Source organism: Micromonospora sp. NPDC051925 (assembly GCF_044548625.1).
In the GTDB taxonomy this organism is placed as follows: Bacteria; Actinomycetota; Actinomycetes; order Mycobacteriales; family Micromonosporaceae; genus Micromonospora.
Genome location: NZ_JBIUCH010000015.1, coordinates 184,377 through 199,548, shown reverse-complemented (window position 1 = coordinate 199,548; position 15,172 = coordinate 184,377). Strand labels below are relative to the sequence as shown.

Below are 15,172 nucleotides of genomic sequence, written 5' to 3'. Positions count from 1 at the left end.
ACAACGAACGCTGCCAGCCGTTCGTCTGGACCAAGACCGCCGACCAGATCCTCACCAAAGCCAACCGTCAAAAGAACTCAGACACGCGACACTAGCTTCGCACCCCGCGACAGCTCCAGCGGCACCGGTGGCAACACGGGTGCGACGACCCGAACGGTTGCGACGCGCGGCTGCACAAGACCGAGCCGTGCCCGGCGGGCTGCAAGCGGCACCAGCGAGCCTGCCCGCCGCCGTGCCCGCCCGGCTGCACCCGGCACGCCAGCAAGTGCCCTCAGCGCCACGGTGGCGGGCTGAAGGAAGTCGACGTGAAGTCTCGGGCCGGCCGCCGCGCCGTCGGCATCCCCGCGCCCCTGCTCGACGCGCTGAAACAGCACCGGGCCGCGCAGGAGCAGGAACGCGAGACGGCTGCCCAGCTCTGGGAGGAAGGCGGCTGGGTCTTCACGCAGCCCAACGGCAGGCCGATCGACCCGCGCGCCGATCACGACGCGTGGAAGGCGCTGCTGAAGAAGGCGAACGTGCGGGATGCCCGCTTGCACGACGCCCGGCACACCGCCGCGACCATGCTCCTGGTCCTCGGCGTGCCGACCCGCGCGGTCATGGAAGTCATGGGCTGGTCTCAGATGGCCATGACGACCCGCTATCAGCACCTCGCACCGGAGATCACGGCCGGCATCGCCAAGCAGGTCGCCGGCTTGCTCTGGAACAGGCCGAACTGAGACGACGACTGAGACGACAACGGGCCGCCGGTCATCCGGTGGCCCGTTTTCGTGCTGGTCAGAGTGTGGGCGCGGCAGGTTTCGAACCTGCGACCCCTCGCTTGTAAGGCGAGTGCTCTCCCACTGAGCTACGCGCCCGGAACGCCCGTACGAGCGGGCCGGTGGCTGGCAAGCTTACCTGCCGGCCGCCGGCCCGTCGCAACGGTGTGCCCGGTCGGGCGGGTGTGCCCCGGCGCAGCGGTGGGCCCGTGCACCGGTGGCGCGGTCGAACGGATCAGGCGGTGACCGCGTCGGCGAGCGCCTTGCGCCAACCCTGCTGGTCGCGTGCCTCACCCGGCATGTTCATCTCGGCGAACCGGACGACACCGGCCTTGTCGATGACGAAGGTGCCCCGGTTGGCGATGCCGGCGACGTCGTTGAAGACGCCGTACGCCTGGGCGACCGCCCCGTGCGGCCAGAAGTCGGACAGCAGCGGGAACTGGTAGCCCTCCTTCTCGGCCCAGATCTTGTGGGCGTAGACCGAGTCGACGCTGACGGTGAGCACCTGCACGTCGTCGTTGACGTACTCGTTGAGGTTGTCCCGCACCTCGCACAGCTCACCCTGGCAGATGCCGGTGAAGGCGAGCGGGTAGAAGACCAGCAGCACGGTACGGCTGCCCCGGAAGTCCGAGAGCCGTACCTCCTGGTTGTTCTGGTCCTTGAGCAGGAAGTCGGGCGCCTCGGCACCAACCTCGATCGGCATGCGAACTCCTTGGGTCGAGTCTGAGGTGGGTCCAGCCTGCCACACCCGGTGGCGACCCATCGGGTGCGGGATTACTCAGTCGTCTCCGGCCCGGCGGGCGCCCTACTTGCGGCCCTTGGACCCGCGACGCAGCACGAGCCGGGCACCGCTCCAGTCCCGACCGGCGTTGAGGGTCGAGGTCTGCTGGAGACCGGCGGTCTGCGCCGACTCGGCGACCTCGCTCGGCTCGACGTGGCCGTCCCGCCCGGCCTTCGGGGTCAGCAGCCACACGACTCCGGCGTCGGCCAGCGGCCCGAGGGCGTCGACGAGGAGCTCGAAGAGGTCACCGTCGCCGTCGCGGTACCAGACGAGCACCGCGTCGACCACCTCGTCGGTGTCCTCGTCGACCAGTTCTCCACAGCGGTCGGTCAGGGCGTCCCGGAGATCCTGGTCGACGTCCTCGTCGTACCCCATCTCCATGACGACCATCCCCGGTTCGATCCCGAACCGGTCCGCCAGGAGACGTACCCCGTCGGCGGCCTGACCAGCGGTCGCGCTCACTGTCGCGTGCCTCCTCATCTCGTCCCTGCTCGGCGGCGTCGGGCGACGCCGTCAGGCAGAGTCCACACAGTTGTGGTCCCTCGCGCAAGTGGCGCACCGGGTGGAACGGAATTTACCGTGCCAGCAGCGTACGGGCACCCTGGGTAATGGCATCCTCGGAGACCAGCACCTGACGGGCAGCCGGGCCTAATGGTACAAACGAGTCAATTGCGGCTACTCGCCGCGCCGCTCCCACATATCCGGCATCGACCAGGGCCGCCAGAATCCCCTCACCGACCCCGCCGGAGCGCCGCGTCTCGTCCACCACCAGCACCCGACCGGTCGCGGACGCCTCCCGGATCAGGTCCGCCACCGGCAGCGGGGCCAACCAGCGCAGGTCCACCACCCGGGTGCCGATCCCCTGGTCGGCGAGGGTCGACGCCGCCCGCAACGACAGCCGCACCCCGTTACCGAAGGTGATGATGGTGACGTCCTCGGCCGAGCCGACGCCGTACACCCGGGCCCGGCCGATCGGCGCGTGACCGGCCGCCCAGGCGGCCGGCTCGGCGTACGACCCCAGCCACTCACCGTCACCCGGCTCGTACAGGTCCCGGGTGTGGTACAGCGCGATCGGCTCCAGGAAGACCGAGACCGTGCCGTCCACCACCGCGGCGGCCAGGCAGGTCCGCAGCAGCGGCGCGGCGTCGTCCGGCCGCGCCGGCACCGCGATCACCAGACCCGGCACGTCCCGCAGTACGGCCACCGAGTTGTCGTTGTGGAAGTGCCCGCCGAATCCCTCCTGGTACGCCAGCCCCGGCACCCGCAACACCATCGGATTGCGGAACGCCCCCTGCGAGAAGAACTGCATGGTGGCCGCCTCGCCCCGCAGCTGGTCCTCGGCATTGTGCAGGTACGCCAAGTACTGGATCTCCGGCACCGGCAGCATCCCGGCCAGCCCGGCCCCCAGCCCCAGCCCCAGCACCGACGTCTCGTCGAGCAGGGTGTCGAAGACCCGGGCCGCGCCGAACCTGTCCCGCAGCCCCTTGGTCACCCCGTACACCCCGCCCTTGGCGGCGACGTCCGCACCGAAGACCGCCAACTGCGGATGACTGAGCATCCCGTCGGCGAGGGCGGCGTTGATGCTCTGCGCCAGGGTCAACGGGCCGGCCAGCTCCGGCGGCTTGCCACCGAACGCCTCCACCCGGCTGGCCGCGTCCGGCCCGGCGGCCCGGTCCGCCGCCTGCGCCACCGCCGTGGCGACCCGCAGCGGTCGACGGGGCGACAACGGGGCCACCACGTCGGCCGGGGCGGCCAGCTTCGGCTCGTCGAGCACCTCCTCGGCGGTACGGCGCACCTGCCAGCCCCGTTCGTCGTACCGGGCCAGCAACTCCTCCCCGGTGGCCACCCCGGCCTCGACGAGCAGCCGGGCGGTGGCCAGCACCGGGTCGCGCGCCTCGTCGGCGGCGATCTCGGCGGTGCTGCGGTACGCCCGCTCGGCGTCCGCCCCGGCGTGCCCCAGCAAGCGCACCGTACGTAGGTGCAGCACCGCCGGACGACGGTGTCGACGCACCCAGCCGGCCGCCTCGGCGGCCACCGCGTGCGCGGCCACCGGGTCCGCGCCGTCGGCGGTGAAGTAGCGCACCCCCGGCCGGGCCCGCAGCACCCGCTCCACCCAGCCCTCCGGCGATCGGACGCTGATGCCCAGGCCGTTGTCCTCGCAGACGAAGAGCACCGGGATGCGCAGGCTGGTGTGGTCGTACCAGCCGGCGGTGTTGAACGCGGCGGTGGCGCTGGCATGGTTGACCGAGGCGTCGCCGAACGAGCAGACCACGATGGCGTCACGGGGCCACGGCGAGCGCAGCGGGTCGGCCGAGCCCTCGCGCCGGCCGGCGGTGTCGATCCGGCGCAGCCGCTCCACCGCCAGCCCCAGCCCGACCGCCCGGGGCAGGTGCGAGGCGATCGTGGAGGTGGTCGGCACGATGGCCAGGTCGGCCCGGCCGAAGACCTTGTGCCGGCCCCCGGCGATCGGCTCCCGGGCCGAGGCGACCATCCCGCGCAGCACGTCCCGGGCCGCCTCGGCGTACGCCTCCTGCCACCCGTCCGTCGGCTCCGGCCCGTCGGCCGGCGTCCCGACGGGGGTGTCGTGCGCGGGGGACGGGCGGCGGGGCACCGCCTCGGTGGTCCCGTCGATGCCCACCCGGTAGGCGACCGGACCGGCCGGGGAGGGCGGCACGGCGGAGCCGTCGACGGTGTCCGTCGTGCCCACCGGCGCGGGACGCGCCCCGTCGGCGACGACGCCGTCCGGATGCCCACCCGTCGACGATCCGGCGTGGTCCGTCTCCCCGGCCGGCGGGCGGGTGACGTCCGGGGTCTCGGCCCCGCAGACGAGGCCGTCCGGGTCCTCGGCCGGCGCACCGGTGCCGGCCGGTCCCCCGACCGGCGCAGCGGTGCCGGCCGACGAAGCAGTGCCGGCCGGCGAAGCAGTGGCGTCCGACGACTCGGCCGATGAAGCGGTGGGGTCCGACGACTCGGCCGGCGCAGCGGTGCTGTCCGGCGGCTCGGCCGGCGAAGCGGTGGCGTCGGGGTCGCCCTCCGGGTACCCGGCTGTCGCCGCGCCGTCCCCGGCGTTCCCGCCCGGGAAGCCGCCGGCCGCCTGGGCGGCACGCAGGCAGTAGAAGGCACCGGAGCGGTAGTGCAAGAGGGCGGGATCGGTGGGACGCAGCGCGGCGGCGACCGCCGCGTTGGCCTCGTGCCCGGCCGAGCCGATGGTGTAGAAGCCCTCGTCGAAGCTGCGCAGCCAGCGGCCGGCCAGGTCGAGCTGGCGGCTGGTCACCTGCGCGTCGAAGAGGGCGAGCAACTGATGCCCGGTCAGCGCGGCGCCGGGCCGCACCGGTTGCGCCGGGTCACGCCGCCGCTCGGGCTCGGGCAACGCGCCCAGGGTCTCCCGGAACCGGTCGTCGAGATCTTGCGGGGTGGTCACGCGATCAGCATTACCGACGAAGGCCACCGTCGCCCACTCAGACACGGCCCGACCGGCGGGACTCGGTCCCGCACGCACCGCTGCGGGCCGCCCCCGGCAGGCACCGTCCACCCAGTTCCCGCAGGGTGGACGGCTGACCGCGGTCAGCCGGGAGCCCGGGAGCACCCGCGCACCCGGTCCCATCGACGGCTGCCGACCGCTGTTCGGCTGCCGGAGGCGACAGCGGTCTCCGGCCGTCACCTGACGGTCACCGAGGGTCGCGACGCTGCCGGGGTCAGGAACGAACCGGACCCTGGGAGGTTCCCGTGGCACTGTCCCGACGTACCGTCCTGCTCTCCGGCGCGGCCCTCGGCACGGCCGGCGTGACCGCCGGGCTGCCGACGCCCGCCGACGCCGCCGGCGCGCGCCCCACCCGCCCCGTGGGCACCGCCAGCCACCGACCGCTGATCTGGCCGTTCACCCTGGGGGTGGCCTCCGGCGATCCCGACCATCTGGGGGTGGTGCTGTGGACCCGGCTGGCCCCGCAACCGCTGGCCGAGGACGGGTTGGGCGGGATGCCCGACCGGGCGGTCGAGGTGCAGTGGGAGGTGGCCGCCGACGAACTGTTCCGGCACGTCGTACAGCGGGGCGCGGAGACCGCCCGGCCCGACTCGGCGCACAGCGTGCACGTCGAGCTGACCGGGTTGCTGCCGGGCCGGGAGTACTTCTACCGGTTCCGGGCCGAGGGGCACCTCTCCCCGACCGCGCGGACCCGTACCGCGCCCGACCCCGCGTCCCTGCCCGCCGCGCTGGCCATGGGCTTCGTCTCCTGCTCCCACTACGAGCAGGGGTACTTCACCGCGTACCGGCGGCTGGCCGAGAGCGCGCCGGAGCTGATCCTGCACCTCGGCGACTACCAGTACGAGTACGCCCGGGAGTACGGCCCCGAACGGCCGCGCGGGCACGAGGGGCCGGAGACCCGGACGCTTGCCAACTACCGGCAACGGCACGCCCAGTACAAGACCGACCCGGACCTCCAGGCGGCGCACGCGGTGGCCCCCTGGGCGGTGGTCTTCGACGACCACGAGGTGGAGAACAACTGGGCCGGCCCGGTGCCGGAGGAGCCGGACCCGAACTTCCTGGCCCGGCGGGCCGCCGCCTTCCAGGCGTACCACGAGAACATGCCGTTGCGGCGGGCCTCGGTGCCGCGCGGCCCGGACATGGCGCTGTACCGGCGGCTGCGCTGGGGTCGGCTGGCCACCTTCCACCTGCTCGACACCCGGCAGTTCCGCGACGACCAGGCCTGCGGCGACGGCTACCGGAACTGCCCGGCGGCGGCCGACCCGAACCGCACCATCACCGGATCGGCGCAGGAGGCGTGGCTGCTGGACGGCTTCCGCCGCTCCGACACCCGCTGGGACCTCCTCGCCCAGCAGGTGTTCTTCGCCGCCCGGGACCGCGACCCCGGACCGGACCGGCTGACCAGCATGGACGCCTGGGACGGCTACCTGGCCTCGCGGGACCGGATCGCCCGGGGCTGGGTGGCGGCCGGGGTACGCAACCCGGTGGTGCTCACCGGTGACGTGCACGCGCACTGGGCCGCCGACCTGAAGCTGGACTACACCGACCCGGGCGCGCGGACGGTCGGCACCGAGCTGGTCTGCTCCTCGGTCACCTCGGGCGGGGACGGGTTCGACTCGGCCAGCGGCTCGCACCCCTGGCTGCGTACCAATCCGCACCTGCGGTTCCAGAACGACCTGCGCGGCTTCGTCCGGACCACGATCACCCCGGCCCAGCTCAAGGCGGACTTCGCGGTGCTGCCGTACGTGAGCCGGCCGGGCGCCCCGGCGTACCCCCGGGCGTCGTTCGTGATCGAGGACCGGGTGCCCGGTCTGCACCAGACGTACGACCGGCCGCCGACCACGGCCCGCGCGTTGCCGCCGGAGGTGGACCGGGACCGGTACACGGTCGAGACGGAGACCGGACTCCGCTGAGCCGGACGGCGGCCGGTCAGCCGGGGAGGAAGGAGAAGCGGACCTGACGCGACGGGTTGTCGCCGTTGGGATCGACCAGGCAGACCGACTGCCAGGTACCGAGCTGGAGCCGGCCGCCGAGCACCGGCAGCGTCGCGTACGGCGGGACGAAGGCGGGCAGCACGTGGTCGCGGCCGTGCCCCGGCGAGCCGTGCCGGTGCCGCCAGCGGTCGTCGGTGGGGAGCAGGTCGTCGAGCGCCCGCAGCAGGTCGTCGTCGGAGCCGGCGCCGGTCTCGATGATGGCCAGCCCGGCGGTGGCGTGCGGCACGAAGACGTGCAGCAGGCCGTCGCCCTGACCGGAGACGAACCGCTCGGCCTCGGCCGTGATGTCCGCGACGGTGGGACGGGAACCGGTCCGGACGGTGATCACCTCACTGCGCATAGGGCGCATTCTGCCGCACCGGTCCCACCGCCGTCCCGGGCCGGACGACCAGCGCGGCGCGTCGGGCGGTGGCGGTCATCCGGCGCGCTCGACAGCGCAAAGTTACCGGCGGGTACCTGTGTTGAGCGTCGCGTCTGGGGGAGCTAGACGTGACGACAGGTGCCACCAGAGGGCAGGATGGCGCTAGAGACCTATCCCACACACAACCGAGGGAACGCCTGTGGCTACGGAACGCAAGCGCCCGGTGATCACCGCTGGTCTGCCGAGCCAGCTTCCGGACATCGACCCTGAAGAGACCGGCGAATGGGTCGAGTCACTCGACGGTGTCATCGACGAGCGCGGAACCAAACGCGCCCGGTACGTCATGCTGCGCCTGCTGGAGCGGGCCCGCGAGCGCCAGGTCGGGGTCCCGTCCCTGACCACCACCGACTACATCAACACCATCACCCCGGAGCAGGAACCCTGGTTCCCGGGTGACGAGCACGTCGAGCGGCGGATCCGGGCGTACGTCCGGTGGAACGCGGCGATGCTGGTGCACCGGGCGCAGCGGCCGGAGATCGGCGTCGGCGGGCACATCTCCACCTTCGCCAGCTCCGCCTCCCTCTACGAGGTGGGCTTCAACCACTTCTTCCGGGGCAAGAACCACCCGGGCGGCGGCGACCACATCTTCTACCAGGGGCACGCCTCCCCCGGCATGTACGGGCGGGCGTTCCTGGAGGGCCGGCTCTCCGAGCACCAGCTCGACGGGTTCCGGCAGGAGCTGTCCCACCCGGGCGGCGGGCTGCCGTCGTACCCGCACCCGCGGTTGATGCCGGACTTCTGGGAGTTCCCCACGGTCTCCATGGGTCTGGGCCCGATGAACGCGATCTACCAGGCGCGGTTCAACCGCTACCTCCAGCACCGGGGCATCAAGGACACCTCCCAGCAGCACGTCTGGGCGTTCCTCGGTGACGGCGAGATGGACGAGGTGGAATCGCTCGGCGCGATCGGGGTGGCCGCCCGCGAGGAGCTGGACAACCTCACCTTCGTGATCAACTGCAACCTCCAGCGGCTGGACGGACCGGTCCGCGGCAACGGCAAGATCATGCAGGAGCTGGAGGCGTTCTTCCGGGGGGCCGGCTGGAACGTGATCAAGGTGGTCTGGGGCCGGGAGTGGGATCCGCTGCTCGCCGCGGACACCGACGGCGCGCTGGTCAACCTGATGAACACCACCCCCGACGGCGACTACCAGACCTACAAGGCGGAGTCCGGGGCGTACGTCCGGGAGCACTTCTTCGGCCGCGACCAGCGGACCCGCAAGATGGTCGAGCACCTCTCCGACGACGAGATCTGGAACCTCAAGCGGGGCGGGCACGACTACCGCAAGCTCTACGCGGCCTACAAGGCGGCCACCGAGCACACCGGGCAGCCGACCGTCATCCTGGCCAAGACCATCAAGGGCTGGACGCTGGGCTCGCACTTCGAGGGCCGCAACGCCACGCACCAGATGAAGAAGCTGACGCTGGACGACCTGAAGCTCTTCCGCGACCGGCTCTACCTGGACATCCCGGACAAGGTCCTGGAGGACAACCCGTACCTGCCGCCGTACTACACCCCGGGCGAGTCCTCGGACGAGATGGCGTACCTGCGGGAGCGGCGCGAGCAGCTCGGCGGATACCTGCCGTCCCGGCGGACCACCCACAAGAAGCTGGCCATTCCGGGTCAGGAGCGGTTCGCCGACGTCAAGCGCGGCTCGGGCAAGCAGAAGGTGGCCACCACGATGGCCTTCGTCCGCCTGCTCAAGGACATCATGAAGGACAAGGAGTTCGGCAAGCGCTGGGTGCCGATCATCCCGGACGAGGCGCGCACCTTCGGCCTGGACTCGATCTTCCCGACCGCGAAGATCTACTCGCCGCACGGCCAGCGGTACACCTCGGTCGACCGGGACCTGTTCCTGTCGTACAAGGAGTCGACCACCGGGCAGATCCTGCACGAGGGGATCAACGAGGCCGGCTCGGTCGCCTCGTTCACCGCCGCCGGCACCTCGTACGCCACCCACGACGAGCCGATGATCCCGATGTACATCTTCTACTCGATGTTCGGGTTCCAGCGCACCGGTGACGGCTTCTGGGCGGCGGCCGACCAGATGGCCCGGGGCTTCGTCCTCGGCGCCACCGCCGGCCGGACCACGCTCAACGGTGAGGGTCTCCAGCACGAGGACGGCCACTCGATGCTGCTGGCCGCCACCAACCCCGCGGTGGTCGCCTACGACCCGGCGTTCGGGTTCGAGCTCGCGCACATCGTGGAGCGCGGCCTGCACCGGATGTACGGCGAGGAGCAGGAGAACGTCTTCTACTACCTCACCGTCTACAACGAGCCGATCCACCAGCCGGTCGAGCCGTCCGAGGTGGACGTCGAGGGGCTCCTCAAGGGCATCTACCGCTACTCGCCGGCCCCGCAGATCGACGGCCCGAAGGCCAACATCCTGGCCTCCGGCACCGGCATGCAGTGGGCGCTCAAGGCCCAGCAGTTGCTCGCCCAGGACTGGGGGGTGGCCGCCGACGTCTGGTCGGTGACCTCCTGGACCGAGCTGCGCCGCGACGCGGTGGTCTGCGAGGAGCACAACCTGCTCAACCCAGGTTCCGAGCAGCGGGTGCCGTACATCCAGCAGAAGCTGGCCGACGCCGACGGGCCGAAGGTCGCGGTCAGCGACTGGATGCGCGCGGTACCGGACCTGATCGCCCGCTGGGTACCGGGGGACTACACCTCGCTCGGCACCGACGGCTTCGGCATGTCGGACACCCGGCACGCGCTGCGCCGGCACTTCCACGTCGACGCCGAGTCGGTGGCGGTCGCGACGCTGCGACAGCTCGCCATGCGCGGGACGGTGCCGGCCGCCGTCCCCGCCGAGGCCGCCAAGAAGTACGCCATCGACGACGTCAACGCCGCCCCGGTCGGCGAGACCGGCGGCGACAGCTAGTCCCCGCGTACGAGGAAGGGCCCGGCGTCTCGCGCCGGGCCCTTCGCATCCTCCGGGGATGCTCGGTCGTTCCCTCTGCTCCAGGTCAGCCGACGGCAGCCAGGTCGGTGAGGCGGGCCAGCGAGTCCTCCAGGTCGGCGCCGACCCGACGCAGCCCGAGGCGCAGCAGCGCCCCCTTGACCGGGCCGGCCGGCCAGCGGACGACGATCAGCCGGACGATCGTGCCGCCCTCCTCCTCGTCGGCGGTGAGCTGCACGTAGATCTCGGTACGCGCCTCGGCTCGGGCACCGGCCCCCTTGGCGCGTTCCCGCCAGCCGATCAGGGTGGGTTCCTGGTAGGCGATCACCTCGGCCTCGTGCGCCGAGCCGCGCCCGGCCTGCACGAGTTGTCGGCGGCCGAAGCCCTCCCCCGAGAGGACCTCGGCGGCCCGGACCCCGGCCAGCCAGGCGGGCAGCTGTTCGGCGCGCTGCACGACTTCCCAGACCGCTTCCACCGGCGCCATCACGTGCGCACTGCGTTCGACGAGGATCATTCTGTTCTTCCCCCACTGAGGACATCCGCGATATTCCGCACTCTATGCGCTAAATCGGACTTACCGGGACGTGTTTGGAAAAGACACGCCGAAAACCCTTGCGCCAGCATTGCTTCCCGCCTATGGCGTTCGCGGACTCCACGCCCTAGAGTGCGAGCACGATTCGCGTTCTGGGAGGGTGGATGACGACCGCACCGATCCCCGGCTTCCCCGCCGGATTCCGTTGGGGGGTGTCCACCTCCGCGTACCAGATCGAGGGAGGCGTCGACGCCGACGGCCGGGGACCGTCCATCTGGGACACCTTCGCCCACACCCCCGGCCGGGTCGTCGACGGCAGCACCGGCGACGTGGCCTGCGACCACTACCACCGGCACCGGGAGGACGTCGCGCTGCTGGCCGGGCTCGGGGTGTCCGCGTACCGGTTCTCGATCGCCTGGCCCCGGGTGCAGCCCGGCGGGACCGGCCCGGCCAACGCCGCCGGCCTGGACTTCTACGACCGGCTCGTCGACGACCTGCTGGCCGCCGGCATCGACCCGGTCGCCACCCTGTTCCACTGGGACCTGCCACAGCCGCTCGAGGACACCGGCGGCTGGCTGAACCGGGACACCGCCGGTCGCTTCGCCGAGTACGCCGACCTGACCGCCGCCCGCCTCGGCGACCGGGTCAAGCTCTGGATCACCCTCAACGAGCCGTTCATCCACCTGAGCCTCGGCCACGGCACCGGTGAACACGCCCCCGGGCGGGCCCTGCTCTTCGACTCCTTCCCGGTCGCCCACCACCAACTGCTCGGGCACGGGCTGGCGGTGGCCGCGCTGCGCGCCCGCACCACCGGGCCGGTGGCCATCGCCAACAACTACTCGCCGGTGGTCCGGCACGGCGACACCGACGCCGACCGGGCCGCCGCGGCGGCGTACGACGCCCTGCACAACCACCTCTTCACCGACCCGCTGCTGGGCCGGGGTTACCCGCCCGGCTTCGATCCGGGGGTGGTGCGCGACGGTGACCTGGCGGTGATCGCCGCGCCGCTCGACGTGCTCGGGGTCAACTACTACAACCCGACCGGGGTACGCGCCCCCGAGGAGGGCTCGCCGCTGCCGTTCGAACTGGTGCCGTTGGACGGCTACCCGCGTACCGCGTTCGACTGGCCGGTGGTCCCGGACGGGCTGCGCGACCTGCTCGTCGGCCTGCGTGACCGGTACGGCGACGCGCTGCCGCCGATCCAGATCACCGAGGGCGGCTGCGCCTGGGACGACGTGCCGGACGCCGACGGCCGGGTGCACGACCCGGACCGGATCGCCTACCTCGACGGGCACCTGCGCGCGCTCCGGGCGGCGATCGACGAGGGCGTCGACGTGACCGGCTACTTCGTCTGGTCGCTGCTGGACAACTGGGAGTGGGCGGAGGGCTTCACCAAGCGCTTCGGTCTGGTGCACGTCGACTTCGCCACCCAGGCCCGTACGCCCAAGTCCTCGTACGCCTGGTACCGGGCCCAGGCCGGCCGGGGGTGACCACCGTCGACCCGACGCCGGCCTCGCTGCCGGCGGCGCTCGCCGACCCGGTCGTCCCGGTCCGACGGAGCTGGATCGCCCTGATCTTCGCGGCCAACCTCGGCGTGTGGATGGCCTTCTTCACGCCGATCCAGGTGCTGCTGCCGCAGCAGGTGGAGCGGATCGCCCCGGCCGACAAGGAGGCGATGCTGGCCGTCGTCACCGGGCTGGGCGCGCTCGCGGCGGTGCTGGCCAACCCGCTCGCCGGGGCGTTGTCGGACCGTACCTGCCTGCGGCTGGGCGGGCGGGAGTTCGGCCGCCGGCACGTCTGGACCGCCGGCGGCGCGGTGCTCGGCGCGCTGGCGCTGGTGCTGCTGGCCCGGCAGCAGACCATCGCCGGGGTGGCGCTGGGCTGGGTCGCCGCCCAGGTCTGCTTCAACGCGATGCTGGCCAGCCTCACCGCGGCGATCCCGGACCGGGTGCCGGTCGTCCAGCGCGGTGGCGTCTCCGGCTGGGTGGGCATCCCGCAGGCGCTCGGTCTGGTGCTCGGCGCGGTGCTGGTCACCGCCCTGGTCAGCGGCACCGTCCCCGGCTACACGGCGATGGCGCTGGCGGTGCTGCTGCTGTCGCTGCCCTTCGCGTTCCTCACTCCCGACGACCCGCTGCCCCGGGAACACCGCTCACCGTTGCGGCTGCGCACGCTGGCCGCCTCGATGTGGATCGACCCCCGCCGGCACCCGGACTTCGCCTGGGCCTGGATCACCCGGTTCCTGGTGCAGATCGGCAACGCCCTGGGCACCCTCTACCTGCTGTACTTCCTCACCGACGGGGTGCGCTATCCCGACCCCGAGGGCGGCCTGCTGGTGCTGATCCTGCTCTACACCCTCGGGATGATGCTCACCGCCGTGGTCGCCGGGGTGCTGTCCGACCGGTCCGGAAGGCGCAAGGTCTACGTGATCGTCTCCGGGGTGGTGATGGCGGTGGCCGCGCTGCTGCTGGCGGTGGCGCCGGTCTGGTCCATGGCGTTGGTCGCCGCCGTGCTGCTCGGCGCCGGTTACGGCGTCTACCTCTCGGTCGACGCGGCGCTGATCACCGAGGTGCTGCCGCGCGCCACCGACCGGGCCAAGGACCTCGGCGTGATCAACATCGCGAACTCGGCGCCCCAGGTGCTCGGCCCGGCGCTCTCCGCCCCGATCGTGGTCCACCTGGGCGGCTATCCGACCCTCTACGCGGTGACCGCCGTGGTGACCCTGCTCGGCAGCGCCCTGGTGCTCAAGATCCGCGGGGTCCGCTGAACACGGCCCCCCGGCGAAACCGGTGGCAGCCAGCCGTAGGCTGGACAGCGTGACGGTACGTGTGCGCTTCGCCCCCTCCCCGACCGGTATGTTCCACGTCGGCGGCGCCCGCTCGGCGCTGCAGAACTGGATCTACGCCAAGCAGCAGGGCGGGGTGTTCGTGCTACGCGTCGAGGACACCGACGCCGCCCGCAACAAGCCCGAGTGGACCGAGGGCATCCTGTCCGCGCTGGACTGGATCGGCATCGCCCGGGGCAGCTACGAGGGCCCGTACTTCCAGTCGTCGTACGCCGGTGAGCACCGGGCCGCCGCCCAACGGCTGTACGACGCCGGCCGGGCCTACTACTGCGACTGCACCCGGGAGGCGGTACAGGCCCGCACCGGCTCGCAGTACCAGGGCTACGACGGCTTCTGCCGGGACCGGGGGCTCGAACCCGGCGCGGGACGGGCGCTGCGTTTCCGCACCCCCGACGAGGGGACGACCGTGGTGGTCGACCTGATCCGGGGCGAGCCGACCTTCGAGAACAAGCTGATCGAGGACTTCGTCATCGCCCGGGGCGACGGCTCCCCGGTGTTCCTGCTGGCCAACGTCGTGGACGACATGACGATGGGGATCACCCACGTGATCCGGGCCGAGGAGCACCTGCCCAACACCCCGAAGCAGCAGCTGCTCTGGGACGCGCTGGGCGTGAAGCCGCCGATCTGGGCACACGTGCCGGTGGTGGTCAACGAGAAGCGGCAGAAGCTCTCCAAGCGTCGCGACAAGGTGGCCCTGGAGGCGTACCGGGACGAGGGTTACCTCGCCGCCGCGATGCGCAACTACCTGATGCTGCTCGGCTGGGCGCCCTCGGGCGACCGGGAGATCGTGCCCTGGTCGGTGATCGAGCAGGAGTTCGAGCTGACCGAGGTCAACCCCTCCCCCGCCTTCTTCGACGAGAAGAAGCTGCGCGCGTTCAACGGCGAGTACATCCGCGCCCTGCCGGTCGACGAGTTCGTCGCCGCCTGCCAGCCGTGGCTGACCGGCACCGGCACCATCGTGCCGCCGCCGTGGCAGCCCGAGGAGTTCGACGCCGACGCGTTCGCCGCCGTCGCCCCGCTGGCGCAGACCCGGATCGCGGTGCTCAGCGAGATCGTGCCGAACGTCGACTTCCTCTTCGTCGCCGATCCGCTGATCGACGAGGCGGCCTGGGCGAAGGCGATGAAGGAGGGGGCCGCCGAACTGCTCGACGCGGCGACCGCCGCGTATGCGGCCCTCGACTCCTGGGACGCGGAGTCGCTGAAGTCGACGCTGGAGGCGGTCGGCGCGGAGCGCGGCCTGAAGCTGGGCAAGGCGCAGGCGCCGGTCCGGGTGGCGGTCACCGGCCGCACCGTCGGGCTGCCGCTGTTCGAGTCGCTGGAGGTGCTCGGCCGGGAGCGCACCCTGGCCCGGCTGCGCGCCGCGCGAGCCCGGCTGTTCTGAGCCACCACGCCGCCCGGGGCCAGGCCGGTCCGGGGCGGCACCCCGAGCCAGGCCGGTTGCCGGGGCGACACGCCCCTGGATCGGCTGTC

Annotated in this window: 11 protein-coding genes and 1 tRNA gene; 6 read left to right on the top strand and 6 right to left on the bottom strand. The window is 72.2% G+C overall.

The genetic code is table 11. From position 1 onward, the window contains the following. Nucleotides 1-305 precede the first annotated feature (305 nt). Nucleotides 306-716 (top strand): tyrosine-type recombinase/integrase, encoded by a 411-nt coding sequence (locus ACIG87_RS21535; protein WP_396852650.1) that lies wholly within the window; start codon nt 306-308, stop codon nt 714-716. A 66-nt stretch (nt 717-782) separates the two neighbouring features. On the opposite strand, the gene ACIG87_RS21530 is transcribed toward ACIG87_RS21535, so the two are convergent. The 4 genes from ACIG87_RS21530 to ACIG87_RS21515 all read right to left on the bottom strand — a co-directional run bounded on the left by ACIG87_RS21530 (nt 783) and on the right by ACIG87_RS21515 (nt 4,957). Beyond that, nucleotides 783-854, bottom strand: a tRNA-Val gene (locus ACIG87_RS21530). A gap of 136 nt (nt 855-990) precedes the next feature. Continuing rightward, nucleotides 991-1,458, bottom strand: coding sequence for a peroxiredoxin (locus tag ACIG87_RS21525; protein ID WP_396852648.1), 468 nt, complete (start codon nt 1,456-1,458; stop codon nt 991-993). Nucleotides 1,459-1,560: 102 nt separating this feature from the next. After that, nucleotides 1,561-1,998: a DUF3052 domain-containing protein gene (locus ACIG87_RS21520; RefSeq protein WP_357676727.1), complete on the bottom strand. Its 438-nt coding sequence runs from the start codon at nt 1,996-1,998 to the stop codon at nt 1,561-1,563. A gap of 112 nt (nt 1,999-2,110) precedes the next feature. After that, a complete protein-coding gene (locus ACIG87_RS21515) occupies nt 2,111-4,957 on the bottom strand; it encodes a thiamine pyrophosphate-dependent enzyme (protein WP_396852647.1) in 2,847 nt (948 codons plus the stop codon). Between the two features lie 305 nt (nt 4,958-5,262). Here ACIG87_RS21515 and ACIG87_RS21510 point away from each other — a divergent pair, with 305 nt between their 5' ends. Beyond that, complete coding sequence (locus tag ACIG87_RS21510) at nt 5,263-6,930, top strand: alkaline phosphatase D family protein (RefSeq protein WP_396852645.1); 1,668 nt, start codon at nt 5,263-5,265, stop codon at nt 6,928-6,930. Nucleotides 6,931-6,946: 16 nt separating this feature from the next. Here the strand turns inward: ACIG87_RS21510 and ACIG87_RS21505 are convergent, their stop codons facing one another. Continuing rightward, nucleotides 6,947-7,351, bottom strand: a complete 405-nt coding sequence (locus ACIG87_RS21505) for a YjbQ family protein (protein WP_396852644.1) — start codon at nt 7,349-7,351, stop codon at nt 6,947-6,949. 220 nt (nt 7,352-7,571) lie between these two features. Between ACIG87_RS21505 and aceE the strand changes: the two genes are divergently transcribed. Further along, nucleotides 7,572-10,310, top strand: coding sequence for a pyruvate dehydrogenase (acetyl-transferring), homodimeric type (aceE, locus tag ACIG87_RS21500; protein ID WP_396852643.1), 2,739 nt, complete (start codon nt 7,572-7,574; stop codon nt 10,308-10,310). A gap of 85 nt (nt 10,311-10,395) precedes the next feature. Here aceE and ACIG87_RS21495 read toward each other — a convergent pair whose 3' ends face one another. Beyond that, nucleotides 10,396-10,842: an SRPBCC family protein gene (locus ACIG87_RS21495; protein WP_396852642.1), complete on the bottom strand. Its 447-nt coding sequence runs from the start codon at nt 10,840-10,842 to the stop codon at nt 10,396-10,398. A gap of 182 nt (nt 10,843-11,024) precedes the next feature. Here ACIG87_RS21495 and ACIG87_RS21490 point away from each other — a divergent pair, with 182 nt between their 5' ends. From ACIG87_RS21490 to gltX, 3 genes are read left to right on the top strand one after another with little or no spacing between them, the layout of a single operon-like run. Next, nucleotides 11,025-12,350, top strand: a complete 1,326-nt coding sequence (locus ACIG87_RS21490; RefSeq protein WP_396852641.1) for a GH1 family beta-glucosidase — start codon at nt 11,025-11,027, stop codon at nt 12,348-12,350. Beyond that, the gene (locus ACIG87_RS21485; protein ID WP_396852640.1) at nt 12,347-13,624 is read left to right on the top strand and encodes an MFS transporter; all 1,278 of its coding nucleotides are present in this window, start codon (nt 12,347-12,349) and stop codon (nt 13,622-13,624) included. Before ACIG87_RS21490 ends, ACIG87_RS21485 begins: the two co-directional genes overlap by 4 nt. Nucleotides 13,625-13,673: 49 nt before the next feature. After that, nucleotides 13,674-15,083 (top strand): glutamate--tRNA ligase, encoded by a 1,410-nt coding sequence (gene gltX / locus ACIG87_RS21480; RefSeq protein ID WP_396852638.1) that lies wholly within the window; start codon nt 13,674-13,676, stop codon nt 15,081-15,083. Nucleotides 15,084-15,172: the final 89 nt, after the last annotated feature.

What these genes read in the sequence shown, in the direction of transcription:
- ACIG87_RS21525 (WP_396852648.1), bottom strand. Translation starts at nt 1,458, where the DNA reads ATGCCGATCGAGGTTGGTGCCGAGGCGCCCGACTTCCTGCTCAAGGAC.
- ACIG87_RS21505 (WP_396852644.1), bottom strand. Translation starts at nt 7,351, where the DNA reads ATGCGCAGTGAGGTGATCACCGTCCGGACCGGTTCCCGTCCCACCGTC.
- ACIG87_RS21495 (WP_396852642.1), bottom strand. Translation starts at nt 10,842, where the DNA reads ATGATCCTCGTCGAACGCAGTGCGCACGTGATGGCGCCGGTGGAAGCG.
- ACIG87_RS21490 (WP_396852641.1), top strand. Translation starts at nt 11,025, where the DNA reads ATGACGACCGCACCGATCCCCGGCTTCCCCGCCGGATTCCGTTGGGGG.